The following is a 25,087-nucleotide window of genomic DNA, read 5'->3' as shown; positions in this document are numbered from 1 at the left end:
TTCTCTGATAGCTTAGTGTGACGTTGTCACTATTAATTCCAGAGGCAGGGAAATATGTGGTAGTCTCACCCTACTGAGAACATGGAAGCACAGACTATGCTCGAACATCTCCAACAAATTGTGGTGTTGGCTGCCGTTGCACAAGAGCAGCATTTTACGCGCGCCGCTGAACGACTTGGTATTTCCAAATCACAAGTGAGTAAACAGGTTCGTTACCTCGAGGATCGTTTGGGCGTCCAACTGGTACAGCGTAACACCCGCTCGGTATCGTTGACCGAAGTGGGAACTCGATATGCGGATTATGGTAGCCAGTTAATGGCAACCTTAGATGAAGCCGAAGCCATGGTCGCAGGTTATCGGAATGAGGTAACCGGTAAGCTAAAAATCGGCGTCGCGCAGTCATTCGGTAATACTATAATGACGCGCCATTTTGCCAAATTCCGACAGCTGTACCCTGATCTTAATCTCGACATTAGTTTGTTCGACCATCGACCTAACCTGGTCGAAGAAGGCTATGACTGTTGGGTAGCGATTCATGAGCACCCTCCTGAGGGGATGGTGGCGAGAAAATTAGCAGACTGTCAGTTCAAACTGGTTGCTGCCCCAACCTACCTTGCGAATAACGGCACCCCGCAACAACTTAATGAATTACGTCATCATGACTGTATTACTTATCAAAGCCGTGAACGTCGTTATGACCAATGGCCCTTCACCAAGGCCAGCACGGAACAAGTGGTTCATATCAGCGGCCAATACACAATCAATAATGCCCCAGCGGTGCTCGAAGCAGTCAAAGCGGGATTGGGGATCGCCTATCTCGCGACCTATCTATTAAACGATGAGTTAGACACGGGTGAGCTGGTTGAGGTACTTCCCGACTGGCAGCCTTGTCTCGAACTGCCAATTTATATCGTTTACCCACGGCGTAAGCATCTTGCACCCAAGGTCAGAGAGTTTGTCGATTTCATGCGTGATAAAATTGGCGATCCACCGCCTTGGGATCGCCAATAAAGTGACAAGGTCACTCGGCGTTTTGTTCTCCTACAACGTCGACGACGTCGTCATCTGAAAGAACAGCACCTACTGTCTGTTGATTGAGGACTGGATTGGCGTACATTTGTTGCAAATATTCACGCGCCGCTTCAGGCGCTTGAGCAATTTTTTGCTCGTAAAGACGGCGTTCGGCTGGTGTGACACTGTCATGTTCTACCCCAGCCGCAATATAGTTGGCCGGATACAGCCGATACAGCTGATGAATTTGGCTATCGATCTTCGCCGCCATGGATAAAGAACATTTTTAAGATCGCAGGATCAGTGATGTCTTCGCCGGTTTTTGCTCGCCCTTCTCGTTGCGCTATCCATATAGACTGCCCTTCATCGAGAGAAAGACGTAAGTAAGCGGATAATTGTGATAGCGATTTCATCATTTCACGGGGGGCTTTAGCAGAGCGCTTAACAATAAAACTTTTATTCAGTTTCATCAGCTCCGTTGCACACGGCTTACGCAACAAGTTATCACCAATGGCGATTCTTACCGTATCTAATCCGCGCTGATGCAAACACCAATTCACTAAGGCGGGATCCATGGCAATATCCCGATGATTCGAGACAAAGAGGTACGCTTGGCTTGGGTCGAGATTTTCAACACCGGAGACCGTGACTTTATCGCAGCTTGTTTTGATCATCTTGCGCATATAGCTGGCAACATGTAGCTGCACATCCTGTACGGTTCTGATGTTATTCCACTTTTTGGTCAGATACAGTTTTAGCGCAGGCTTGAGTAGCCAACCGAGCGGGCCTGATGCGTGTGGATAGCGATAAGACAGAATCGCATTGATAAATTCATCATCTTGAATAAGACGCTGAATCGCACCTGGAACTTCTTCGTCATAATAAGGACGAATCTCTTGATAGGGATCGTTAACTGTCTGCACGTTCTTCCATTATAGCTAATAAAAACCGCGCTATTTTACGCAGCCAAACAAGGATTCAAAGTGAATCCACCGATATTTTCCACAGGTTGGAGGTCAGACCTTATTGCACCAAAAGGGTTCCCTTTCGGGGTGTGTACTTGACCTTAACAGCAAAAGTGCTCACCATTGCCGCCTTGTTACATTGAGACGCCATTATGAAGTACACCAGCGAACATACGTTTTACCAACCATCATCACTGACTTTCACGCCTCGTAAGCGTCGTTACACGGCTAATTTGCTGTTTGTTGAAGACGGCGTCGTATTTGTTCGCTTAGGGAAAGCCGACATCCCTGTGCATAGTGGTCAAGGGTTTTGGCTTCCATTTGAGTGTTTGCATGCCCTGACCATCACGCCAAACACTCGAGTACATCAACTGGCCATATCGCCACGTGTCACGCAGAAGCTGCCTACACAAGTTGGCCATATCGAGGTGTCCCCCCTGCTTGTTGCCAGCCTTTGTGCACTGCTTACGTCAGGATATCAGCCGTCATCATCAGCGCAAGCACGCCGGCTTCAAGCTGTCGCATTAGATCAGGTTTCACTCATGACACCGTCACAAACACTCGACCGACAAACCCAAAGCTTGGCAGATTGTGTGACACGAGCGCAAACAGGTCAACCACCCGCAAACGCTGAACAACACTATCAATTACAAGCACTCACGCAACTGACCATGGAAGATTTACACGAATATTTTATCGTGAGACAACTCCGTGCAGCCCTTAAATCGGGGCAAACATTAACCAAGGCGGCGACAAATATCGGCATCGCGCACGCGCAAGCAGAATCACTGTATGCGCGTTATACCGACACCTTCGAGGCGTGATACACAAGACGAATCAATCTATCATGTGCTAATACGCCCTGAACGCTGAATCGGTTAGCTGTGCCGCGACGTTCGGGGTGGTTAACTCACTAATGGGTAGTCCCTGCTGGAGTCGTTCACGTATGTGGGTACTTCGGACCACCACTTTTTCTGGCATTCCTAATACAGACCAGCGCGCAAGGATCTCGTCACTGTTCGCGAATTGACCAAACTTAACCAAGTTGTCTGGTCCAACAACAAAAGTTAACGCGGCCTCTGGATAATCTTGCTGTAACGCACTCAGCAGCATAAATGTTGTGACAGGGTCACCTTCAGCGCCAAGCGATGCCTCGCGTTGACATAGTGTCAGGTTCGAGAGCGCGACATCATCGATAAACGTCCGCACCCACGCACAGCGAGTGTCATAAGGCGCCATCGCTTTCCCCCAAGCATGCTTGTAGCTAGGGACCAGCAATACCTGATCAAAGTGGTTCAGTTGTGCTAATACCGACGCATGGCCTTGCGTCGGCGGATTAAAAGCACTACCAAACACTGCAATTTGCTCTGTCATCGTATTCTCTTAGCCGAACCATTCTGGATGCGGTGGATATCGCGCATAATGATGCCATGAAACCAATCAAAAACCTAACACGTAACCAGCAACGCGAAGGGATTGATTTGGCTATACCCAACGCGCCAGAGATCATGCACAATAATACGCAGCCAAACCTTCATTAAAGTCGCATGCCAGAGTTAAAAAGAGGAACACAACATGGAACACCCGATCCGCGAAGAAATGCGCGTGCAACCCACGATTGACGCAGCACTCGAAGTACGCCGTCGCATTGCGTTTATCAAAGCCATGCTACAACGTTCAGGGACCCGGAGTCTTGTATTAGGCATTAGTGGAGGCGTCGATTCTTCAACATGTGGAAAACTGGCACAATTAGCCGTTGACGAACTTAATCAAGCCGCAGGCACCGAGCAATATCAGTTTATCGCGGTACGCTTACCCTACGGTGAGCAAAAAGATGAGGATGAAGCCCAACTCGCGCTATCATTTATCCAACCAAGTAAAATCGTGACCGTCAATGTGAAACCCGGTGTCGACGGTACACATCAATCGGTACTCGATGCAGTGTCGGAAGTCGGCCTATTGCCAGCAAACGAAGGGCGGATTGATTTTGCCAAAGGCAATGTTAAAGCACGCGCCCGAATGGTTGCACAGTATGAAATTGCCGGTTTAACCCAAGGTTTGGTCCTCGGCACCGATCACTCAGCAGAGAACATCACCGGCTTTTATACCAAATTCGGCGATGGCGCCTGCGATCTTGCCCCTTTATTTGGTCTCAATAAACGCCAAGTGCGTCAACTTGCCGCCCACTTAGAGGCGCCGGATGTGTTAGTTCATAAAGTCCCTACCGCGGATTTGGAAGACTTATCGCCACAAAAAGCCGACGAAGACGCATTACAACTCACGTATGAGCAAATTGATGATTTTCTTGAAGGTAAGCCAGTCGATAATGCGGTGAAAGAGAAGATTATTAAGGTGTACCAGGCAACGCAGCACAAACGACAGCCCGTCCCGACTGTGTATGACTTAGATAACTAACGACTAAGCATTAACCGCGTCGTCGAAAACAGCGGTTAAGAGATCGACGCGTGGAGCTGATGATCAGGATGTCGGTCTGCGTGTTGGCCGGCATCAATCAAGCCATCTAGCTCTTGCCATAAGTTGTCACACAAACCGGGGCGATATACAGCAACGCGAAAGCCGCCGTGTTCGCGTTGATATTGCTCAAACCGTTTTGGGCTGTGTTCACTACTGGCAATGACGTTCGCGAGTCGATCACAGGTTTTTACCACCAAGGCAAGCCAAGCCGCCTCATCCGTGACATCAAGCACAATCAAACGCTGGTTTAACGCGCGTTTTCGCTCTTCGCGATTGGGTCGGCGCGGATCGGTCACCAGCATCACAGCGCGGGCTACCGTGGGGCCGAAAAGCGCAGAGATCTCATCCACACGCGTCGCGGTGTCTTCCAAAATATCGTGCAGTTGCGCCACAATACGTGCTTGTTCACCAAAAGGCGTGGCAATCCGCTCGACATGATCCAGGTGACAACGATAGGGCTGAGCGCCATACCGCTGGAGGGCATGTCTTACCCTCGCCCACTCTCGCGCTTGTTCCAGCCGACTACCCATCCAACACTCCTTTACTGACCTACTTTAAATTAATCAGGGATTGTTGGAATTGTAAATAAAAACACAATATGTTTGCAGTGTGTCTCACTCTTCAGACGAAGAGGCTTGAGCCGCTTGCGCTGCTTGCGAACGTATTTCATTGGCAACCTGCATAATCGCCTCACCGCTGCTCATGCCTTTTGCCATCAGCGCGTGAATGCGCTCTGCCGCTTCTTGTTGTTGCTCGTGGTTTAGCGTAACGCCGTCAAACATTCGGTTACTCTCTTGATGATCAATGATTGGTAAGTGATGATTAAAAAAGGCAGGCCATTTTAGGGCCTGTCCAATCATTTGTCATGCAGTAACTGATTTAAAACGTAAAGGCCAGCTGAGCGGAACCACCATAGCTGTTGCTATCGATGATACTCGCGGCGATATCAAGATTGGCGACACCAAAGGGGGATAAACCAAGACCGAGGGTAAAGGCATTATCGACATTGTCTTCTAGATCCGCACGATAGCCGGTGCGTAGTTGCGCATGGCCAAAGGCGTCAAACTCTGCCCCGACTCGGAAAAACTGGGTGTCATCATCCACATTAAGCGTACCTTTAAAGCCGCTTTTCTTGTTGAGATCTAAATCGGCAGCAACGGTCACAAAGTCAGACACAAACGCCGAGCCCAGGGTAAATTGCGGCTCAAGCTCATAAGTGAAACGGTTGTTATTGATGGTTACGGTATCGACATCTTGGCTAACCAGGTTCTTACCGGCAAGGCCGATCTGGTACGGGCCCGATTGCCACACGGCGCCCAAATCAAGATTGAAAGCATTTTCTTCTTCGCGGTAGCGGCTGTCATCCCAGTCATCGCTATCATAAGCATCAACCGAGACGCCATAGTTATAGGTAGTGATCCGTTGCAGTTTAGGCGTTACCCCCACCGCAACGCGCTGGCCGGCAATATCAAGGTTGGTTGCCAGTGCCACCCCTAACTCACCAACCCCGGCGGCAAGAATGGTTGCTGAGGATTCTGGTGTAAAGTTACCAGTTGATTGATTAAAGTCATCGGAATCGATATCTGTTAAGACTGCTCCCTCAATTAACCCAGATGTATAGAGTGTCGCCGAGATAGAGCCTGTGGGAATCCCCACCGCAGCACCAACACCGGCATTGACGTAGGCTTTATCGCCTTGCACCGCTCTCAGTGAAGATTCAATTTTTGTTGCATCTTGTTGGTCAAACGCATCGGCGACATCATCGAGGCCGTCAATAAGCTCATCGGGATCTCGCGCTTCGGCACCAATATACGGGATAAGCACCCCAAACGCGCTATCGGGATCAAGTGCAGCCAAAGCTGGGTTATGAAAGCCTGCGGAAAGATAATCCCCCGATGCCACGCCGACCCCACCCATGGCATTGGCACGGGCATCGGTTGGGTTAGTCGCCGCCAACGCACTGGTTGAGCATGCGACCAGTGCCACCACAAGCGCTTTTGTTTTAAAGGTCATTGCGTTACCCCTATGTTTTGATTTGCTATTTGAAAGGCAAGCATAGAGATAAACGTGAAAAATTGGACCGATCTCACTAAAAAGGTGTGAACTTTATCAAATTGACCATAACGCAAATGCCTATTTATTCGTCACTTTGTTTGTCCGAGCGGCTCGGCGCTATCCTATTTAAAGCGTCAGGATCCAAATCCGGTAAATCAATCGCCCGGCCGATACGCTGAACTTCTTCAATTGACAGCGCGCCCTGCCAGCGCCGTTCAATCAGGGCAACACTAAACCAGTATTGACCATTAGGAACATCTAACATTGGCAGCTGGGTAGGAAGCCGCTTATGCTTTTCAGCAGACCAGATCGGGGCACCATCCGGTTGATTGTGCGGATACAGGTTAAGGCTCAGAAAGGGCCGTTGACAAGTTGAGTTAAAATCATCAAAAGGGGCAATGTGCCAGCTTCGGGTATCTTTCCAGCTCAATGTTTGACGTGGCTGAGGCTGGGTGAGAAGCAACCAACTCGACCACGTATGGCCTGATACTGACTCGGCTGTGAGTTGATAAAGACCTTGGGAAATAGGATCGGAAAGGCCATCTTTGATCAAACGCCAACCGTGTTGCTGCGCCGGAGAGAACTCACCACGCATCACCGTTTGATCCGGCCATTTTTTTAACGTGAGTGCATTCACCCCCGTTTGCGACTCCCCTGACACTTGGAGCCGATAATACACCCGACTCGTGGTTTGGACCGTTTCGCGACGCACAGATATATTGCTCAACCAATCAGGCAATGTCTTTTGGCTTAAACTGCGCCCACAGTCTTCCGTGATCGCGAGCGCAAGCAGCTGAGCGAGATGATCCTGCTTGGCAGCAGAAAGATTGGGTTGCTGCCAGGCTTCAATCATGGCCTCTACACTGGCTGCGGTTTTTCCATTTAATAGGCGCTGATGGGCACTGGTTAACGCGTCATTGCCGTTAAACCACGCAGCCTGCGCGCCACCAGCACCCAGCATAGTTGCTAATAGTCCAAAGAGAGCGCGCGTTTTCATCATGCCTTCATGCGATAGCCGACGCCACGTAGCGTCTCGATATTCACCGAGGGCAGCTTCTGGCGTAGTTGTAATATATGGGTGTCAACCGTACGCGTGGTAGGATAATGGTTATACCCCCACACTTGATCGAGCAATTCATCACGCGTAAATACACGCCCTGCGTTTTTGGCGAGGAAATGCAACAAGTCAAACTCAGTGCGTGTCAATGTCATCTCTTGGTCACCACAAAAGACTGCACGACTCGCGGTATCGATTCTCACCTCATTGATTACGAGATCGTCACTCGATATTTCCGCTTCTCCGACAGGGTGACGAAGATGAACACGCACGCGCGCGAGCAGCTCTGCTTCGGCAAAGGGTTTAGTGATATAATCGGTAGCGCCCGAGTCTAATCCGCCAACGCGATCACGCACGGACACCATGGCTGTCAACAAGATCACTGGCACGGTTTTGAGTTTATTCCAATCCGCGAGCCATTCGATTGAGTCGCCTTCAGGCAGTTGGCGGTCCAAGATGACAAGATCCGCATCTCGCCATAACTCAGCAACTTTCGTCGCACTATCAGCATATAAACACTGGTAGCCCGCTTGCTCCAAACTTGCCAATAAGCCGTCTGCTAGATTGGCATCATCTTCAACCAGAAGTAACGTCGGTTGCGTCACAATGAATCTCCAAAGTAAATGTGGTGGGGGGACCAGAAAGGATTAACTTGCCCCCCATTCTCTCAATCATCGATTCTACGATCGTCAGCCCGAGCCCAAGACCGCTCTGGCTGACAAAGGGTTTACGTATGTGCTTCCAATCCTTGGCGGTCAGATCGCCTTGGTCGCATATTGCAATGGTGAAACGACCCGCTGATACCTTTGCATGCACTTCAACCGGGGCGACACCATATTTGACCGCATTGGCGATCAAATTGTTCAATGATGTCGTTAACCAATAGACATTGGCCCGCACCGCGCCATCTTGACTTACCTGAAGCGTCACTTGATGTTCTTCACAAATGTATCCTAACCATTCTTCGATAGACGGAATCGTTTCTTTGCCCAATGGCTTTTGATTCGACTGCAAGTAATCCTTACTCGCTTCCGCCAGCTGTTTTAGACGCCTTGAATCTTCACACAAACGACGAAACTCATCATAAAAGGGCTCTGGTAACGTATCGAATTTACGCCGAAACCCCTCAACCGTCATCGACAAGCTGGCAATGGGGGTACGTAACTCGTGCGTCAATATTTGTAATACCAGCATACGCTCTTGCATCAACCGACGCTGTACCGTCCATCGGTTAAATCCCCAACCACCGAGGGCAACCAGGTTGATGATAATCAGCGCACCGACAAGATAAGGCCAATAGCTAGGCGCTTTTTCTTCATTCCAACAAATGTTCCCCACACGGGCCAAACAAAAATCTTGCTCCCCCCGAGGCGTAAGGTGTAAATCAAATTCAGCAACAAGAGGTTGCCATTGCTGCGCGGCATACAAATGGTAATAGCTGCCCACACGGATCCACATTTCATTTTGACTAGCTAAGGCTTTAGCGCCGCCATTTAGAGCCTCGACCGCTGATGAATCCATTCTTTGTAGCCGACCGAGTAAACTGTCAGGCTCGGCTTTTGGTCGCTCTTGGATATGAAAAAAGCGCACAAGTTCGCTACGTCGCGCGGGGTATTTCTCCACGTATTTGGCCGCATAGCTCCCGCCACCGGGATGAATAAATCCCGAGCGAGAAAACCAAGCCACCGGAAGCTGGGTGTTATTACACATAGCACGAGTAAACACCAAAGGCTCTGTCACTTGCGGATTCACCGGCCAAGGTCCTTGACACTTTTGCGCAGCCTGATAGAGCCGGCGAATATCTTTTAACGGATAACGAGTCGTCTGTGGTAATAGGCTATCTGGACTTAGCAACACCCGCGGAAAGGCACGGTTAATACCGATGAGGTTATAACGCGCAATAGGATCCGCCAAAAGCAACTGCGCTCGGAACGCAGTCATTTGCTCTGAAAATGTCGTCGCCGCCATGGCTGGCCAGGCTGTCAGCGTGAAAATGATTAGCAGCAGAATTCGCATAGTGACAGCTTACCACCAAACCTTGAAATAATGTCAGTGCATTGTAAGTTCGCGCCGCTCGGATGCAAGCTCTCGAATCAAAGGTATGATTCTGTTCATTGCGAGGAGAAGATCAGAGCTGTACTCACTGCCGCAGCTACCGACTACGCATAAAAAAGAGCCAGTCAATTAACTGGCTCTTCTGAGCAATAGTGCTTTAATTTATTAGCAGGCTATTGGGCTATAGCGCCTTAGAAATCGCCTCGACGCTTTGCTTGGCATCGCCAAAGAGCATGGTGCTGTTGTCTTTAAAGAACAATGGATTTTGTACCCCAGCATAGCCGGTATTCATTGAACGTTTAAAGACCACCACATTTTTGGCATTCCAGACTTCAAGTACAGGCATGCCTGCAATGGGGCTAGAGGGATCATCTGTTGCAGCGGGGTTAACTGTGTCGTTAGCCCCGATCACCAGTACCGTATCCGTATCCGGGAAATCATCATTAATTTCATCCATCTCTAATACGATGTCATAGGGGACTTTCGCTTCTGCGAGCAACACATTCATATGCCCAGGCAAACGCCCTGCAACGGGGTGAATCGCGAATCGCACGTCAATGCCCATATTACGCAGTTTTTCTGTTACTTCGTAAACAGGATATTGCGCTTGCGCAACGGCCATACCATAGCCGGGTGCGATCACAACACTGTTGGAGTCTTTTAGCATTTCTGCGACTTCTTCAGCGGTACTCTCGCGGTATTCACCGACCTCTTCATCACCCGATGACGCGGTGCCATCTGAACCAAAGCCACCAGCAATCACACTAATGAATGAGCGGTTCATGGCCTTACACATGATGTAAGACAAAATGGCACCCGATGAGCCGACCAATGCCCCCGTGACGATCAGTAGATCGTTCGCCAGCATAAAGCCTGCCGCTGCCGCTGCCCAACCGGAATACGAGTTCAGCATAGACACCACAACCGGCATGTCTGCGCCGCCAATCGAAGCGACAAGGTGATAACCAAAGGCCAGCGCGATGAGCGTCACCACAATGAGTGCGAACGTGGAGCCTTCGGCATTGACGAAGTTAATCAACAGTAAAAAGGAAACCACGACGGCTGCAAGGTTAAGCTTATGACGATGCGGTAACGCCAGCGCTTTCGACGAGATCACGCCACGCAGTTTACCAAAGGCGACAATCGACCCGGTGAAAGTCACTGCACCGATAAACACGCCTAAGAAGATCTCAACTAAGTGAATATTAAGCATCGCACCGGTCAGCGGTGGATGATCAATATAGGTGTTAAAACCGACTAATACCGCCGCCAGGCCGACAAAACTGTGCAGCATCGCCACCAGCTCCGGCATTTCGGTCATCTCAACCCGTTTGGCGTAGTAAATACCAATCGCGCCGCCAATGACCATCGCGAGTATAATCCAACCAACGCCTTGAACATCGGGACCCCAAATCGTCGCCACCAGCGCGATGGCCATCCCGGTAATCCCGTAGTAGTTACCGGCACGCGCAGACTCTTGCTTTGAGAGCCCAGCCAAACTCAGAATGAAACAGAGTGCGGCAACAATATACGCAGCTTGTACCAATCCTTCAGACATTCTTTCTCCTTACCCTTTACGGAACATTTCAAGCATGCGCTTTGTAACAGTAAAGCCGCCAAAAATATTGATACTGGCGATCAACACGGCAATGAAGGAGAGGAAGGTAACAAAACCGATCCCTTGTCCTACTTGCAATAGCGCCCCGACGATAATGATGCCTGAAATCGCATTGGTGACGGACATCAGTGGCGTGTGTAGCGCATGGGTTACATTCCAGACCACGTAGTAGCCTACAACACAGGCAAGCACAAACACGGTCAAATGAGAAAGGAACTCACTTGGGGCGTAGTTGGCAACCCAGCCAAACGCCCCCAACCCGGCGGCCATTAAGCCATACTTGGTTGCCCGTGACGTTTTTTTCGCCTCTGCTTTCGGTGCAGGTTCGGGTTTAGGTTCCGCTTTCGGTTGTGCCGACACTTGAATCGGCGGTGCAGGCCACGTCACTTCGCCTTCTTTAATAACGGTGACGCCACGTACGACTACATCGTCAAAATCAATGGCAATATTGCCGTCTTTTTCTTTGCAAAGCAGTTTGGTGAGGTTAACCAAGTTAGTGGCATACAGTTGTGATGACTGAGTCGGCAAGCGCCCTACCATATCGGTATAGCCAATCACTTTGACCCCATTTGGCGTGGTGATGACTTGGTCTTTTTCGGTGTACTCACAGTTGCCACCATTGGCGGCTGCCAAATCAACAATCACACTCCCGGATTTCATGCTGTCTACCATCTCTTTGGTAATCAGCGTTGGCGCAGGTTTACCAGGGATCAGCGCCGTGGTGACGATAATATCGACATCTTCTGCTTGTTGCGCATAGAGCTTTTGCGCAGCCTGATTGAATTCATCCGACATCTCTTTGGCATAGCCATCACTGCTGCCTGCACTGTCTTGTTTGAAGTCCACTTCAAGAAAGTCAGCGCCCATGCTTTCAACTTGTTCTTTCACCTCTGGGCGAACATCAAAGGCACGAACAATGGCACCTAGGCTCCCGGCAGCGCCAATCGCAGCCAGACCTGCCACCCCGGCACCGGCAACAAATACCTTGGCAGGCGGTACTTTACCGGCCGCGGTGATTTRCCCGGTAAAGAAACGGCCAAATTCGTGGGCCGCTTCGACAATAGCGCGATAGCCCGCAATGTTTGCCATCGAGCTTAGCGCGTCTAAAGATTGTGCACGAGAAATCCGCGGCACGGCATCCATCGCCATCACATTAACATTGCGCGCCGATAATCGCTCAAGCAGCTCTTCGTTTTGGGCAGTCCAGATAAAGCTGACAAGCGTGGTGCCTGCTTGTAGTCGTTCCACTTCATCTTGACCGGTTTGTTCAATCACACCCGGTGCGTTGACTTTAAATATGACCTCAGACTGCCAAACGGCATCCGTATCAACAATGGTCGCCCCGGCAAGTTCGTACGCAGTATCTTCGAAGCTTGCTTTTTCGCCCGCTCCCTTTTCTACCACTACGTCAAAACCGAGTTTGATAAGCTGTTCCACCGACTTTGGCGTCGCAGCTACCCTCGTTTCATTAACGAGCCTCTCTTTTGGAACACCAATCTGCATAGCTATTCCCTGAATGTTGGCTTATAAAAAATTTTTTAATCGTCACAGGTGAGTACCACCTGAGAGACATTCACTGACTAAATTCGTATTGAAAACGGTTTTACCCATTGTTCACTCAGTTGCGGGGGTCAGTAATTTGTGCTTAGCAACGCAACAGCCTTAACTTAACGAGTTTATTCCTTAATCACCACAGGGCGAGGATCGCCATTAGGGTATAAATGTGATCCAATCGACAATTTATCTGTTTTTATTGTTCATAGTTATGCATTAATTTTGGTATCACTCAGCATCGCCTAACCGCCACGCGCAAAAATCTTGTCGCCATTCTGGTCAATCATCATTTTGGCCTTTGTGATCATCAAGCTATTTGCATCGTCTTGATTTCCCAATAGATCAGAACGGATAAAGTGATGGGTCATCACCTGTTCATCGATTTCTTTGCAAATACGCCCGCATACACGGTACTGGCCGCTTTCTGCGGTCGCTTCGGGGTAAATCAAATAGCCTTTGTAATCTGTTGGGGTCACAGTCGCTTTAGCTTGTTTCGATTGACCACCAGAAAAAAGTGCGGAAAACCATCCCATCTTTCTTTACTCCTTTTTATCTTTCGGCTCGGACAAATCAGGCAATATATGATTGGTTAATGCCAAGGGTGATTAAACCACAAATAAAAAAACGCCACATCTCGATGATGTGGCGTTTCGCGTTCTGTCTACGTTTTTGTCGTCTTATCGGTTTATGCCGATATCACGCTGCAAATGCGCCGGTAAACGGCTTGCATCATAAGCAGGTGCTTGCGTGCTGCGGGTAAACAACACATCCATGGCATGAGCGATCAGTCCTTTGATAGTTACCGCGTAAGATCGACGTGAACGTGTCATATTAACCGTTGCAGTCGTCATACGATCCTCGCTTTATTTTCTGAATCACTCGGCGCGTAGTATAGGTGGCTAACCCACAATGATAAATTGATGAAAATTAAAGCATAGGATTAGTTTTTATAATCCGAAAAGCAAGCAATCGCTAATCAGAAAACCATGTTAACTTACGGTTAAAAAAGCGCCTATTTGCTTTTATGTGCCCTTGAGCTGTCATTATATTTATTTTGTTTGAAAGCCGTCTCCACGCCCATGCGATACCTTGTCACTTGCACATAGCCGTGTCTTACTTATTAAAAATGGCGATTTATCGCTCGATTATCAATTAAAACCTGATAACATCAATGTTACACATGTCACTAAGGTGTTGACCATGCTTGCGTTTCTAGCCCGACACTCTGCGATCTTTCTTTTTATTGCTGCGCTGATTGGCTTTGCATTTCCAGCGGTATCGCTAGCGTTGTTTCCTTTTCTTCCCTATGTTTTGTTTGCGCTGATGCTATTTACACTGCTTGGCATCCACCAAGGTTTACTGGTAAAAGCACTGGGCCAGTGGCAAGTGTGGGTATATGCATTTATTCATGCGGTGGTATTAACGCTGATAACCTGTTCGATCGCTTGGTTATTGGGTGCATCGACAGGGTTATTACTCGCGATTAGTGGGATCTGCGCAACCGGCTCCTTGTTTGCCACACCCGCCATTATCCGTTCGTTAGGCATGGACGCGCTGATCGCCATGGCCTACACCATCGCCTCAACGTTGCTGATGCCAGTTGTCTTATTCGTCAATTTAACAATATTCAGTGGTGATGCTTTTTCACTCGATTTACAAAGCTACGTGATTCGATTAGTGGTATTTATTTTCGGCCCCATGGCGTTCGCTGCGATTTTTCACGCGCTGGTTAAGCCCGAAAAACTCAAACGCATTCACGGCAAGCTCGCACAGTTTACTATTGTGCTGGTGTTTAGCTTTCCTTTGGGACTGGTGGGGCCATTTGGAGAAACCTGGCAAAAAGATCAAGCGTATGCCCTAGAACTGTTAGCAATTTCAGTCGCAATTTGCATGCTTTTTTTTACCATTGCCTTCGGTTTATACCGGCGACAAGGACAAGCAGCCAGTATGATCGCTGCGGTGACCGCTGTAAATCGCAATGTATTACTGACCTATACTGTTGCCGGCGTCGCACTTGGCCCGGTATTTTTACCCTTAATCGGTGCCATTCAGTTACCCATTTACTTACAGCCACTTTTGGTTCGCTGGGCCATGCGTCACGCGCATCGCGCTGACACGCAGGTACCCTAGCGCGGCTCGTTTATACAACCGGTACAAAATAAACCAAAGATGCCCAAGCTATCAGCCAAAAGCTAATCAACCCCACATCAAACCAATCACGTTTTTCCATCACCTTCACCTTTCGATAGTATGGCTACATTCAGGGCACCTATTACTGTTATCGACAATAACGACCCAAACTTAATCTAACGGCAACGTTATGCCGAACGTGCAACCTATCGATGAATAAGCAAAGGATGGGCCAAGTTATTGACCCCAACAGGTTTGTGTCTGATCGGGTGTACTCAAATAACACACTAAAGGCTGGCTCGGGAGCGCGAGTGCGTTTTGCTGCCGTGCATACCGAATAAAACACTCCGCCATTGATAAACCAATTGAGCGACGACGGCCTGTCTGCAGTGCGTCATAGCCCTCTTTACCTTGTGCCGTATAAGATGAGGACACACCGGTATATCGGTGCGCATCGTCCATCGCCACCCAATGCTCACCCCGTTTGATTTCTAATTGGGTGATGCGCTGCCCCATCGGGCGCCACGCTTCATAACGATAACGGATAGCGGCACAATACGGGAAACTGCCGGTCCCAAGGCCAGCAACGCCATTGTTGGTCGCGTTGTTGATTGCCCCTTCTAACGCGCTGCGGATTTGTTCGCCTGTCACTCGATACGCGATCACGTCGATCGCAAACGGCAGCAGTGTACCGGCAATTAATGCAGCAGAAAGCGGGCCAGCGTTCAATCCAACTCGAACCCCTCCCGCATTATGTATCGCAAACTCCGCATCAATCCCTTGCTCACGCGCCGCCCAAAGAAAACTCTCGGTGACCAAAGGGGCCACGTCGCTACTGCCTTCGCCGTCAGGGACGCGAACATGGCGTAAACGCTCAGGCACATGCGTGACAATATCACGCTCTAATTGTGCCACTTGTGGACGATACGTCTGTTGCAAGTGGTGTTTTAGATCTAAATCACTCGGCAAAATGAGTACATTCGACTGACTATTCAGATAGTCGCGCGCCGCTTGATAAGAAGTGGCGGTTAATTGCTGCTCGCGCGACGCATCCATCGCCAAACTGCGTCCAAGCAGCACGTAATTTTGACCATTAAAGGCTGTTGGCCGACCTTTTTCATCGATGGATAACGTAAAACGGCCAATAGATTGCGCATGGCACCCGGCTTGCACAATCCAAGTATCATTCACTTGATACCCGTATGGATCTTGGGCCTCGAGACCAATATTTTGAAAATCGCCTTGTAAGACATGTGTGTGCCCTCCCACAATCACATCAATGCCTTTGACTGCTGCTGCGAGTGCCTTGTCTTTGTCATAACCAAGGTGGCTTAACAAAATAATGGTGTTGACCCCTTGAGCACGCAAATACGCCACCGTATTTTTAGCTATCTGGGTGGCAGGCAAAAACGGCGTATCGTGATCGGGATGTGCCAGTGCCGCCATTTTCTCAACCGCCAAGCTAAACAGACCAACCTGGTGGCCCGCGTAGGTTTTGATCAGGGTGCTCGCACGTGCGTGCTCTGGCAGGTATGGCATCAAGCTAGGCTNCCGGATGACGAAAGTGCTTCACCGCCGATGCAATGCGTGCGAATCCACCGCAATTGGCATATACCCGTGTGTCTTCGCTATCTAAGCTGAGCGAGACAGGCGTAGACTCAAAGTGTGAGTGCGTATCGTTAATATGCGCGATGGTTAATGAGAATGGTTGTCGTGCTGTCATAATAATCCGTGCCACAACACAAAAGAAGATGATACAAGCTTAACATTGACATATACAAGAAAGGTTAAGTTTTTGATAGATTACTACCTAATCCACAACAGGGAAGCGTGACGACATGCAAGTGAACAAGACCAAAGTGGCTTTTATTGGCCTCGGCGTGATGGGATTTTCGATGGCCGGCCACCTGCAACGTAACGGCTACCCAACCCGGGTTTACAACCGGACCCCCGGCAAGGCCGAAAGCTGGTGTACAACCTATCAAGGACAGAGTGGATGTACCCCTGCTGAGGCAGTCACTGACGCTGACATTGTCTTTATGTGCGTAGGTAACGATGATGACGTACGCAGTGTGGTCTATGGCGACATTGGTGTGCTGGCCAATATGAAAAAAGGCAGTACCTTGGTGGATCACACTACCACCTCTGCAGAGCTGGCGACTGAACTTGCCGACGTGTGTAACCGACAAGGTATTCACTTTTTGGATGCGCCTGTTTCCGGAGGTCAAGCGGGCGCCGAAAACGGCAAACTTACTATTATGGCAGGTGGCGATCCTGCTGTATTTCGTCATGCTGAACCTGTGATGACAGTTTACGCCAGTGCGATTGAGCATATTGGCCCAAATGGTAGCGGCCAGCGCTGTAAAATGGCCAACCAAATATGTATTGCCGGCGTCTTACAAGGCTTATCCGAGGCACTCACCTTCGCGCAATCCGCTGATCTCGATATCGAAAAAATGATCAATGCCATTAAGCATGGAGCCGCGGGCTCCTGGCAAATGAATAATCGGGCATCGACTATGGCACAGGATCAGTTTGATTTTGGCTTTGCGATTGATTGGATGCGTAAAGATCTGGGCTTTTGTTTAGAAGAAGCCGCCAAATTAGGCGTGAACCTTCCCTTAACCGAGCAAGTGGATCAACAGTACAGGCAGCTGCAACAGCGCGGATACGGTCGTAGTGATACCTCAGTCCTGATCAAGCAGTTTGATACGGATACTAAACCATCTTCATCAACCTAACCTAAAAATATGGCAATCCTCGGCACTTGAGGCCGAGGAAAGGCTAAACAAGGTGTATACTAAAGTTAACCAATAAGGAGGGGTGTAATGACAGCTATCTATGTAATCTGCGCCATCGCCATGATCATTGGCCTGTTCACCTTATACGCACCCTCTATTGAAAAATGGTGTGATAAGCAATTAAGCCCGAGAAAGAAAGATACGTAGTTATTCACACCTGCCCCAGCTTTTCTCATCGATACCGTTAAGTGGTATGATGCGCGCCATTGTCGCGCCACTGACTTGTATGACGTTGGCGCATTCGCATCAGCAAGGTTGTACAAACATGGTTAACAACAAGATCCAGTGGTTTCCGGGCCATATGCACAAGGCTCGCAAAGAAATCGAAGAAGTCGTCCCTAAGATCGATGTGATCATCGAAGTGCTCGACGCACGCATCCCCTTTAGTAGCGAAAACCCTCTGATCCGCACACTGCGTGGCGACAAGCCAGTGATCAAAGTACTGAACAAACGCGATCTTGCCGATCCGGCCATGACAGATATTTGGATGGCCCACTTGGAGCAAGAGCAAGGCGTTTCAGCAATGGCAATCACCACGCAGCAGCAAAGTGAAGTCAATCGAATCATGGAGCGGTGCCGCGCACTGGCCCCTCATCGCGAAGCCATGGGTAAAAATATTCGCTCGATGATCATGGGGATCCCTAACGTAGGCAAGTCCACCATCATTAACAGCCTTGCTGGTCGAGTGATTGCAAAAACAGGTAACCAGCCCGCCGTGACGCGCCAGCAGCAACGGATTAACTTGCAAAACGGCGTGGTGCTCTCTGATACACCGGGAATTTTATGGCCAAAGGTTGAGAATCCACATAGCGGTTTTCGTCTCGCAGCAACCGGCGCTGTGAAAGATACAGCAATGGACTACGACGAAGTGGCTTTTTATACCGTGGAGTACTTGGCGAGTGCCTACCCCGAGCGGCTACAAGAACGCTATCAGCTTGATGTATTACCCGACACAGACATTGAGTTGATGGAAGCGATTGGTGCCAAGCGCGGTTGTCTGCGCGCGGGAGGGCGGGTTGACTTGCACAAAGCCTCAGAAGTGCTGTTGCATGATTTACGCGCCGGTGCGCTAGGTGGCCTCACGTTAGAGAAACCGGACATGATTGAAACCGAGCTGGTGCAGGTTGAAGAAGACAACGCCCGTCGAGAGGAAGAAAAAGCCGCTAAAAAAGAGGCCCGTCGTAAGCGTTACCTCAAAAACAAACGTTAATACAATTCGTGACATAACAACCAGTCACATGCCAAAGGGGCATTCGGCCCCTTTGGCAAGGATGCAGCTAGACTTTAAATTGCCCCACTAATTGTTGCAACGCCGTATTTGCCGCTTGTAAATCATGTGCACGCTGCTCGGTAGTTTGCCCATGTTGATGCAGCTTGGCGACGATATCACGGATAGACGTCATGGTTTGACTAATATCTTCAGTGACCTGGCTTTGCTCGGTGGCGGCCGTGGCGATTTGCGTGCTTAGCTCGTCAACCTGCGTCACCGATTGGGTCATGGTTTCAATCCGCTGCTCAACCTGTTGGCTACTCTCTGAAGATGAAACACACTGCTCTCTCGTCTCCTGCATAGATTGACTGGCCTGTGTCACAGCGTCACTGACCTGTGCCAACATCTTATCGACTTCACCGGTGCTCTGTTGCGTCCGCGAGGCGAGGTTTCTCACTTCATCCGCGACAACCGCAAAACCGCGTCCCTGGTCGCCCGCCCGAGCCGCTTCAATCGCCGCATTTAAGGCCAGTAAGTTAGTCTGTTCTGCAATATCACCAATCACGCCGAGAATGGATTCAATTGCTTTAGTATGCTCTCGCATTTGTGCGACTTTTTGCTCACTGGTTTCCACGTTATCGACGAGGGCTAAGACACTGCGTGTCGATGCCTGCGTCTCTTCACGGGCTTGCTGGGCTTCTGATTGCATCTGACGCGTGACATCATGGCTTTGATTAACGTTTTCCGCGACATCAGAAGCAGAGGCACTTAGCTGATTAATCGCGGTAGCAACGCCTTCTGTTTCTCTTACATGGGCGTCTAACGTCGACAATGTTTGGCTAGCATCATGACTGATTTGCTCAACATAGTTCGAACAGGTTTGATTTGCGCTCATCACTTTCTGTACTAAGTCTTGCAAGTACGCGATGAAGTCATTCACTGAATGAGAGATGCTATCCAGCTCATCATTACCTTTTGTCGGCAATCGTAGTGTGAGATCCGCATCGCCTGAAGATAAGCTATCCACATTTTGCTTAAATGTCGCAAATCGGCCATGAAGTCGCTTAAAGGCAATGAGCATGACCACGAGCAATAAGCCGATCAGAGGTAACTGGATCCAAGCAAGGGTGGTGAGAATTTTATCGCTCAGCGCCGTGAGTGCCGAGGTTGGCTTGGCAACGACCAGCGTCCATGGCGTACCAGAGACTGGCGACAGCAATAAAGTTTGCTCCTGGTCTTTACCTTCAAAGATCAAACGCTGCGTCTGTTGATTTAGAGCCGTATCAATAGCCTTGGCAAAAGGCGTGTTGAAACGTGAGACCGATTTAAGTACATCGTCACGCGTGAAACCACCACGGCTTTGGCTAAGGATCTTGCCATCGGATTCCACAATGGCAATGTTGGCATCTAAGGCTTTTTGCTTTTCCGCGACCAGTTGGTTAAAAAAGCCAAGGGTGACATCAATGGTTGCTACACCATATAAGCTGCCTTGCTGATAAATCCCCATGGCACAATTGGTACGAGGCTGAGCGCTGGCACCATCTTTATAAGCATTGGCCCAAACGCATGCTCCCCGAGGCGCATTTTGACCCGCACGATGCCAAGGTTGGGTGTAATAATTTGGGGCCTCGTCGCTATTCCAGTAAGTATTTTCAACCAATTGTCCGCTGTCATCACGGTGATAAAAGGTGGAGGCGCGATCGACGCCCGCGAGACGTTTACTAGGTAGTGGCCATATACCGCCTCCAAATACCAGAGGGTTGCCGTACTGATCAATAAGGTGCGGTAGTTGGGTATCGATTTGGGCGCTGGTTAAGGTTGGGATAAGTTGCGTAATGGCGCGCTGCTGCGCTTTTACCTCACGAAGGGCGAAGGTAATATCGCGGCCCACTTCATTCAGGTTAAGCTTAAGCCTTTCTTCTCCCTCTTTTTTTAGCGTCGGTGCAATCCATGTTTGTATGCTAAAAACAGTCAGGATCGTCGCGATCAGTAAAAAGACGATCAATCCGATACTGTATCGACCTTGTATGGTGGCAAACGGTGATCGAGTCGTTTTCATGAAAATATTCCCTATTTACGAACAGCTCAGTTACTCACATCACCATACTTTTGTGTACCAAGAAAAGCGTGGGGGAGCATCACATTATGTGTACGCAGTTATAAAAAACCCGCCGTACCGAAGTATGACGGGCGTATGCTAATGCCTTTATGTGATTATCACTGTTTATGACGTCACATCCACCAGCGCATCGGCCAACCTATCGATGTGTCGCTCTGCCAGGCCAGCAATGTTGATCCGGCTATCTCCTACCGCATAGACGCCGTGTTTGTCTCGCAACTGATGGATCTGCTCACCAGTCAAACCAAGTACGGAAAACATACCACGATGGTGTTGGATAAAATCAAAATAACCGTCACCGGTGCGATCGCGAAGGGCTGACGTCAGGCCTTCTCGTAAGGCATTAATGCGGGTGTTCATGGCTTTAATTTCATTGCGCCATTGCTGCGTAAGCGCATCATCCGTCAAAATGGTTTCGACAATTGCGGCACCGTGATCCGGTGGCATGGTATAGGTGCTGCGCGCCAGTTGCATGATGCGCCCTTTCGCATTCTGCGCTTCTTGGGCAGATTTACCCACCACAATCGCCGCGCCTGTACGTTCTCGATACAAGCCAAAACTCTTAGAGCAAGATGTCGCAATTAATAGCTCTTCAACATTATCGGCTAAAAGACGCAAACCCCGAGCATCTTCTTCTACCCCATCACCAAAGCCTTGATAGGCAATATCAACAAAGGGGGTAAATCCGTTGCGATTTGCAAGCTCTGTGATCGCTTCCCATTCCTTCAGGCTTATATCAGCACCCGTGGGGTTATGACAACAACCGTGTAACAGTACCACATCGTCTGCGCCCGCCTGTGATAACGCATTCAGCATGGCATCGGCGTCCACCATTTTGGTCTCACGATTAAAATACGGATAGAATTTCACCGTCAGGCCTGCCGCTTCCATCACCGGCTTGTGATTCACATAGCTGGGGTCTGTTAACCATACGGTGGTCACCGGCTTCGCGAGATTCATCAGATCGGCCAGCATACGCAGCGCCCCACTTGCGCCTGGTGTTTGCACGGCGGCACAACGGTCATATGCGTCCGTCCCTTTGAGTAAGAGATCRACCATRGCTTGGTTGAAGTTTTCATTKCCRGCMAGGCCAACATAGGCTTTCGTTTGCTGAGTTTGCGCTAGGGATTGTTGTGCCGCTTTAACGGCTTGCATAATTGGCGTTTGACCATGACTATCACGGTAAACGCCAATGCCTAAGTCCATTTTATGCTCACGCGGATCGTCACGATAAGCCAGTGACAAAGAGAGAATGGGATCCTGCTGGGCAGGCGAGAGCAGATCTAACATAGTAATACGTCCTTTTAAGCCTGGATGCTCAAGATACGCTATACCCTACCCCATGCGGGAAAATTGGCAACCTCTTACCCGCGATTCTCTTGTCGATGTTGCGCACGCTCGGACAGAAAGTGTACGCATTGGTTGGCACTCCCCCGCCATACGAGGTTTGGATCGGCCTCTGCTTGGATAAATTTGCCGTCGATCAACACATCAATCAACGCCACCACCTCTTGCTGCTCAGAGGATAATTGTTCCAGCGTGTAGCCTGTCCACAACCAAATGTCTTTATCCGGGGCACTTAACACCACTTCTTGTAACAATTCTTTTACACTGTCGAGGTTGGCAGGATGCAAAGGATCGCCACCACTTAACGACAAACCGCGCCGCGGGATCCGTGTATCGAGAAGATCATGAATGATCTGATCTTTAATCACATCAGTGAAAAGGTGGCCACTTTTCAGCGGCCATGTGGCTTTGTTATAACAGCCTCGACATTGATGCTCACAACCTGAGACAAACAAAGTGCAGCGCGTCCCAGGCCCATTGACAATATCGACCGGGATATATTGGTGATAATGCACGATATACTCCCTACATATGTTTAACGCGGCGGATCACTTCTTGCTGCTTACCTGGGTTAAATGGACGTGTATCCGGGCTACCCAAATAGCCACAGACGCGACGAGTCACCGACACGCGCGCTGGGTCGTGATTACCACATGCCGGACAGGTAAAGCCTTTGCTGGTGCAATCAAATTCGCCGGTAAACCCACATTCATAGCATTCATCGATCGGCGTATTGGTGCCATAGTACGGCACGCGATCGTAGCTATAATCCCAGACGTTCTCCAACGCTTCTAAATTATGCTGGATGTTGGGGTACTCGCCATAGCAAATAAAGCCACCATTGGCTAAGCGTGGATAGTCCATTTCGAAATCGATTTTATCGTAAGGTGTGACTTGTTTTTCCACGTCGAGGTGGAAGCTGTTGGTGTAATAGCCCTTATCCGTCACCCCTTCAAGCACACCAAAGGCTTGCGTATCAAGCTGGCAAAAACGACTACAGAGATTCTCACTCGGGGTGCTATACAAACTAAAGCCATAGCCTGTTTCTTCTTTCCAGCGTTCGGTCGCATCATGCAAGTAGGCGACAATCGCTTTCGCTTTCTTTTGCTTGACCACGCTGTCGTAAAGATGCGGCGTGCTGCCATAAAGGGCATTAATCGTTTCGTGTAGGCCAATATACCCTAGCGAAATCGATGCTCGGCCATGTTTGAAAATCTCACTGACTTCATCATCTGGGTTAAGGCGGATCCCACATGCACCTTCCATGTATAAAATGGGCGCCACGCGGGCTTTTACCCCTTTAAAACGCGCAATTCGAGTATCGAGTGCCTGACGAGCAATATTTAACGTTGCATCGAGGCGCGCATAAAAGGCGTCTTCATCCCCTTCTGCTTCAATCGCCAATCTGGGTAAATTGACACTGACCACGCCCAAGTTATTCCGCCCTTCATGGATCAATTCGCCGTTTTCTTCATAGTCACTTAAGAAGCTTCGACAGCCCATCGGGGTTTTAAACGAACCGGTGACCGATACAACTTGGTCATAATTGAGAATATCGGGATACATTCGTTTTGAGGCGCATTCAAGCGCAAGTTGCTTGATGTCATAGTTCGGATCGTCAGGCTGTCGGTTTAAGCCCTCGCGAATGCAAAAGACCAATTTAGGGAACACAGCGGTTTTGCGATTTTCGCCCAAACCGGCAATACGGTTGGCTAAAATAGCACGTTGTACCGCACGTGCAGACCATGATTCACCGAGCCCTAACCCAAACGTAACAAACGGGGTTTGCCCATTGGCCGTATGTAAGGTGTTTACCTCATACTCCAACGATTGAAACGCATCAAAGCACTCTTTATCGGTTCTTGCTCGCGCATATGCCTCGGGCTCAGCAATGGCCCACTCTCGCGCCACAAGTAAATGTTTTTGGTAGCTTGCTTCAACGTAAGGCGCTAACACCTCATCAATACGATTGATGGTGGTGCCACCGTATATATGACTCGCCACTTGCGCGATAATTTGTGCCGTCACCGCTGTAGCGGTCGAAATCGACTTAGGCGGGGCAATTTCTGCGTTCCCCATTTTAAAGCCTTTTTGCAACATGCCGGCTAAGTCAATCAACATGCAATTAAACATGGGGAAGAAAGGCGCATAGTCTAAATCGTGGTAATGAATTTCGCCTGATTCATGGGCGCGGACAACGGCGCTCGGTAGCATGTGCTGTTTGGCGTAATGCTTCGCCACGATGCCCGCGAGTAGATCGCGTTGCGTCGGAATAACTTTGCTGTCTTTGTTGGCGTTTTCATGCAGCAACTCGGTGTTCGTTTGACCGACCAACCCTTGTACCTCATGATTCAATCGCCCTCGGCGCTCTCGTGCAATGTCTCTATCGTGGCGGTATTCAATGTACGCGCGCGCGACCGCTTTATGCGGGCCAGCCATAAGCACATCCTCTACCGCATATTGGATGTGATCGATATCTACTTCGGCATCGCCAGCAAATTGCGTCGCAATGGTATCCGCTAAACGACGAATCGCCTCATCAGTCAATGGGCATGATTCAACGTCACGCAGCGACTGCGCTGATTCTCGCGCACACGTCACCGCCTGAACGATACGATCTGCATCAAATGGGACGCGTGTTCCGTCGCGCTTAATTACCGCTGGCATATGCCCTCCACACCATATATAGG

The 25,087-nt window shown here is 49.5% G+C and carries 22 protein-coding genes and 1 pseudogene; 6 read left to right on the top strand and 17 right to left on the bottom strand.

Annotated features, from left to right (window positions below; all coding sequences use genetic code 11):
• The first annotated feature begins 96 nt into the window (after positions 1-96).
• Entirely contained in the window at positions 97-1,011 is a 915-nt protein-coding gene (locus tag BZG79_RS04035) for a LysR family transcriptional regulator (protein ID WP_077773775.1), read from the top strand.
• Between the two features lie 10 nt (positions 1,012-1,021).
• On the opposite strand, the pseudogene BZG79_RS04030 reads toward BZG79_RS04035, so the two are convergent.
• Positions 1,022-1,934: pseudogene (locus tag BZG79_RS04030) on the bottom strand (1-acyl-sn-glycerol-3-phosphate acyltransferase).
• Between the two features lie 194 nt (positions 1,935-2,128).
• Between BZG79_RS04030 and BZG79_RS04025 the strand changes: the two are divergent.
• Positions 2,129-2,800: a hypothetical protein gene (locus tag BZG79_RS04025; RefSeq protein WP_077576975.1), complete on the top strand. Its 672-nt coding sequence runs from the start codon at positions 2,129-2,131 to the stop codon at positions 2,798-2,800.
• 28 nt (positions 2,801-2,828) lie between these two features.
• Here BZG79_RS04025 and BZG79_RS04020 read toward each other — a convergent pair whose 3' ends face one another.
• Positions 2,829-3,350, bottom strand: a complete 522-nt coding sequence (locus tag BZG79_RS04020; RefSeq protein WP_021023841.1) for a nicotinate-nicotinamide nucleotide adenylyltransferase — start codon at positions 3,348-3,350, stop codon at positions 2,829-2,831.
• A 201-nt stretch (positions 3,351-3,551) separates the two neighbouring features.
• On the opposite strand from BZG79_RS04020, the gene nadE reads away from it, so the two are divergent.
• Positions 3,552-4,391, top strand: coding sequence for an ammonia-dependent NAD(+) synthetase (gene nadE / locus BZG79_RS04015; RefSeq protein ID WP_077669203.1), 840 nt, complete (start codon positions 3,552-3,554; stop codon positions 4,389-4,391).
• Between the two features lie 35 nt (positions 4,392-4,426).
• Here nadE and BZG79_RS04010 read toward each other — a convergent pair whose 3' ends face one another.
• The 10 genes from BZG79_RS04010 to BZG79_RS16310 form a co-directional block, all read right to left on the bottom strand.
• Complete coding sequence (locus tag BZG79_RS04010; RefSeq protein WP_021023844.1) at positions 4,427-4,981, bottom strand: HD domain-containing protein; 555 nt, start codon at positions 4,979-4,981, stop codon at positions 4,427-4,429.
• Positions 4,982-5,065: 84 nt separating this feature from the next.
• Complete coding sequence (locus tag BZG79_RS04005; RefSeq protein ID WP_077460953.1) at positions 5,066-5,233, bottom strand: YoaH family protein; 168 nt, start codon at positions 5,231-5,233, stop codon at positions 5,066-5,068.
• A gap of 97 nt (positions 5,234-5,330) precedes the next feature.
• Positions 5,331-6,464, bottom strand: coding sequence for a conjugal transfer protein TraF (gene traF, locus BZG79_RS04000; RefSeq protein WP_077773774.1), 1,134 nt, complete (start codon positions 6,462-6,464; stop codon positions 5,331-5,333).
• Positions 6,465-6,588: 124 nt separating this feature from the next.
• Entirely contained in the window at positions 6,589-7,503 is a 915-nt protein-coding gene (locus tag BZG79_RS03995) for a DUF2861 family protein (protein WP_242414119.1), read from the bottom strand.
• The gene (locus BZG79_RS03990; protein WP_077460768.1) at positions 7,503-8,168 is read right to left on the bottom strand and encodes a response regulator transcription factor; all 666 of its coding nucleotides are present in this window, start codon (positions 8,166-8,168) and stop codon (positions 7,503-7,505) included. The genes BZG79_RS03995 and BZG79_RS03990 overlap by 1 nt, the downstream gene beginning before the upstream one ends.
• Positions 8,140-9,579, bottom strand: coding sequence for a DUF3404 domain-containing protein (locus BZG79_RS03985; RefSeq protein WP_077773773.1), 1,440 nt, complete (start codon positions 9,577-9,579; stop codon positions 8,140-8,142). Before BZG79_RS03985 ends, BZG79_RS03990 begins: the two co-directional genes overlap by 29 nt.
• Before the next feature lie 220 nt (positions 9,580-9,799).
• Positions 9,800-11,176, bottom strand: coding sequence for a Re/Si-specific NAD(P)(+) transhydrogenase subunit beta (pntB, locus tag BZG79_RS03980; protein WP_077645920.1), 1,377 nt, complete (start codon positions 11,174-11,176; stop codon positions 9,800-9,802).
• 9 nt (positions 11,177-11,185) lie between these two features.
• The gene (locus tag BZG79_RS03975) at positions 11,186-12,739 is read right to left on the bottom strand and encodes a Re/Si-specific NAD(P)(+) transhydrogenase subunit alpha (protein ID WP_077773772.1); all 1,554 of its coding nucleotides are present in this window, start codon (positions 12,737-12,739) and stop codon (positions 11,186-11,188) included.
• A 293-nt stretch (positions 12,740-13,032) separates the two neighbouring features.
• Positions 13,033-13,323 (bottom strand): HlyU family transcriptional regulator, encoded by a 291-nt coding sequence (locus BZG79_RS03970; protein WP_021023851.1) that lies wholly within the window; start codon positions 13,321-13,323, stop codon positions 13,033-13,035.
• A 144-nt stretch (positions 13,324-13,467) separates the two neighbouring features.
• On the bottom strand, positions 13,468-13,641 hold the full coding sequence (locus BZG79_RS16310; RefSeq protein WP_021023852.1) for a hypothetical protein: 174 nt from the start codon (positions 13,639-13,641) through the stop codon (positions 13,468-13,470).
• 349 nt (positions 13,642-13,990) lie between these two features.
• Here BZG79_RS16310 and BZG79_RS03965 point away from each other — a divergent pair, with 349 nt between their 5' ends.
• Positions 13,991-14,920, top strand: a complete 930-nt coding sequence (locus BZG79_RS03965; protein ID WP_199877533.1) for a hypothetical protein — start codon at positions 13,991-13,993, stop codon at positions 14,918-14,920.
• A 237-nt stretch (positions 14,921-15,157) separates the two neighbouring features.
• Here the strand turns inward: BZG79_RS03965 and BZG79_RS03960 are convergent, their stop codons facing one another.
• Positions 15,158-16,459 (bottom strand): 5'-nucleotidase C-terminal domain-containing protein, encoded by a 1,302-nt coding sequence (locus tag BZG79_RS03960; RefSeq protein WP_242414118.1) that lies wholly within the window; start codon positions 16,457-16,459, stop codon positions 15,158-15,160.
• Between the two features lie 305 nt (positions 16,460-16,764).
• Here BZG79_RS03960 and BZG79_RS03955 point away from each other — a divergent pair, with 305 nt between their 5' ends.
• Together BZG79_RS03955 and ylqF are read left to right on the top strand one after the other, a co-directional pair.
• A complete protein-coding gene (locus BZG79_RS03955) occupies positions 16,765-17,661 on the top strand; it encodes an NAD(P)-dependent oxidoreductase (protein ID WP_108743227.1) in 897 nt (298 codons plus the stop codon).
• A 325-nt stretch (positions 17,662-17,986) separates the two neighbouring features.
• A complete protein-coding gene (ylqF, locus tag BZG79_RS03950; protein ID WP_025744796.1) occupies positions 17,987-18,931 on the top strand; it encodes a ribosome biogenesis GTPase YlqF in 945 nt (314 codons plus the stop codon).
• 67 nt (positions 18,932-18,998) lie between these two features.
• Here the strand turns inward: ylqF and BZG79_RS03945 are convergent, their stop codons facing one another.
• The 4 genes from BZG79_RS03945 to nrdD form a co-directional block, all read right to left on the bottom strand.
• Positions 18,999-20,990 carry a methyl-accepting chemotaxis protein gene (locus tag BZG79_RS03945; RefSeq protein WP_077773770.1) on the bottom strand — a complete coding sequence of 664 codons (1,992 nt, stop codon included), beginning with the start codon at positions 20,988-20,990 and terminating at the stop codon, positions 18,999-19,001.
• A gap of 165 nt (positions 20,991-21,155) precedes the next feature.
• Entirely contained in the window at positions 21,156-22,340 is a 1,185-nt protein-coding gene (locus BZG79_RS03940) for an amino acid aminotransferase (protein ID WP_077460774.1), read from the bottom strand.
• Positions 22,341-22,414: 74 nt separating this feature from the next.
• Positions 22,415-22,912 (bottom strand): anaerobic ribonucleoside-triphosphate reductase-activating protein, encoded by a 498-nt coding sequence (gene nrdG / locus BZG79_RS03935; RefSeq protein WP_077773769.1) that lies wholly within the window; start codon positions 22,910-22,912, stop codon positions 22,415-22,417.
• A gap of 10 nt (positions 22,913-22,922) precedes the next feature.
• Positions 22,923-25,064 (bottom strand): anaerobic ribonucleoside-triphosphate reductase, encoded by a 2,142-nt coding sequence (nrdD, locus tag BZG79_RS03930; protein WP_077661308.1) that lies wholly within the window; start codon positions 25,062-25,064, stop codon positions 22,923-22,925.
• Between the last annotated feature and the right edge of the window lie 23 nt (positions 25,065-25,087).

The sequence above is a fragment of the Salinivibrio sp. MA427 genome (assembly GCF_001996115.1).
In the GTDB taxonomy this organism is placed as follows: domain Bacteria; phylum Pseudomonadota; class Gammaproteobacteria; order Enterobacterales; family Vibrionaceae; genus Salinivibrio; species Salinivibrio costicola.
Note: the sequence above shows the minus strand (reverse complement) of the source record. Positions and strands in the feature narration are given on the sequence as shown.

What these genes read in the sequence shown, in the direction of transcription:
- BZG79_RS04035 (WP_077773775.1), top strand. Translation starts at nt 97, where the DNA reads ATGCTCGAACATCTCCAACAAATTGTGGTGTTGGCTGCCGTTGCACAA.
- BZG79_RS04025 (WP_077576975.1), top strand. Translation starts at nt 2,129, where the DNA reads ATGAAGTACACCAGCGAACATACGTTTTACCAACCATCATCACTGACT.
- BZG79_RS04020 (WP_021023841.1), bottom strand. Translation starts at nt 3,350, where the DNA reads ATGACAGAGCAAATTGCAGTGTTTGGTAGTGCTTTTAATCCGCCGACG.
- nadE (WP_077669203.1), top strand. Translation starts at nt 3,552, where the DNA reads ATGGAACACCCGATCCGCGAAGAAATGCGCGTGCAACCCACGATTGAC.
- BZG79_RS04010 (WP_021023844.1), bottom strand. Translation starts at nt 4,981, where the DNA reads ATGGGTAGTCGGCTGGAACAAGCGCGAGAGTGGGCGAGGGTAAGACAT.
- BZG79_RS04005 (WP_077460953.1), bottom strand. Translation starts at nt 5,233, where the DNA reads ATGTTTGACGGCGTTACGCTAAACCACGAGCAACAACAAGAAGCGGCA.
- traF (WP_077773774.1), bottom strand. Translation starts at nt 6,464, where the DNA reads ATGACCTTTAAAACAAAAGCGCTTGTGGTGGCACTGGTCGCATGCTCA.
- BZG79_RS03995 (WP_242414119.1), bottom strand. Translation starts at nt 7,503, where the DNA reads ATGAAAACGCGCGCTCTCTTTGGACTATTAGCAACTATGCTGGGTGCT.
- BZG79_RS03985 (WP_077773773.1), bottom strand. Translation starts at nt 9,579, where the DNA reads ATGCGAATTCTGCTGCTAATCATTTTCACGCTGACAGCCTGGCCAGCC.
- pntB (WP_077645920.1), bottom strand. Translation starts at nt 11,176, where the DNA reads ATGTCTGAAGGATTGGTACAAGCTGCGTATATTGTTGCCGCACTCTGT.
- BZG79_RS03970 (WP_021023851.1), bottom strand. Translation starts at nt 13,323, where the DNA reads ATGGGATGGTTTTCCGCACTTTTTTCTGGTGGTCAATCGAAACAAGCT.
- BZG79_RS16310 (WP_021023852.1), bottom strand. Translation starts at nt 13,641, where the DNA reads ATGACGACTGCAACGGTTAATATGACACGTTCACGTCGATCTTACGCG.
- BZG79_RS03965 (WP_199877533.1), top strand. Translation starts at nt 13,991, where the DNA reads ATGCTTGCGTTTCTAGCCCGACACTCTGCGATCTTTCTTTTTATTGCT.
- BZG79_RS03960 (WP_242414118.1), bottom strand. Translation starts at nt 16,459, where the DNA reads ATGCCATACCTGCCAGAGCACGCACGTGCGAGCACCCTGATCAAAACC.
- ylqF (WP_025744796.1), top strand. Translation starts at nt 17,987, where the DNA reads ATGGTTAACAACAAGATCCAGTGGTTTCCGGGCCATATGCACAAGGCT.
- BZG79_RS03945 (WP_077773770.1), bottom strand. Translation starts at nt 20,990, where the DNA reads ATGAAAACGACTCGATCACCGTTTGCCACCATACAAGGTCGATACAGT.
- nrdD (WP_077661308.1), bottom strand. Translation starts at nt 25,064, where the DNA reads ATGCCAGCGGTAATTAAGCGCGACGGAACACGCGTCCCATTTGATGCA.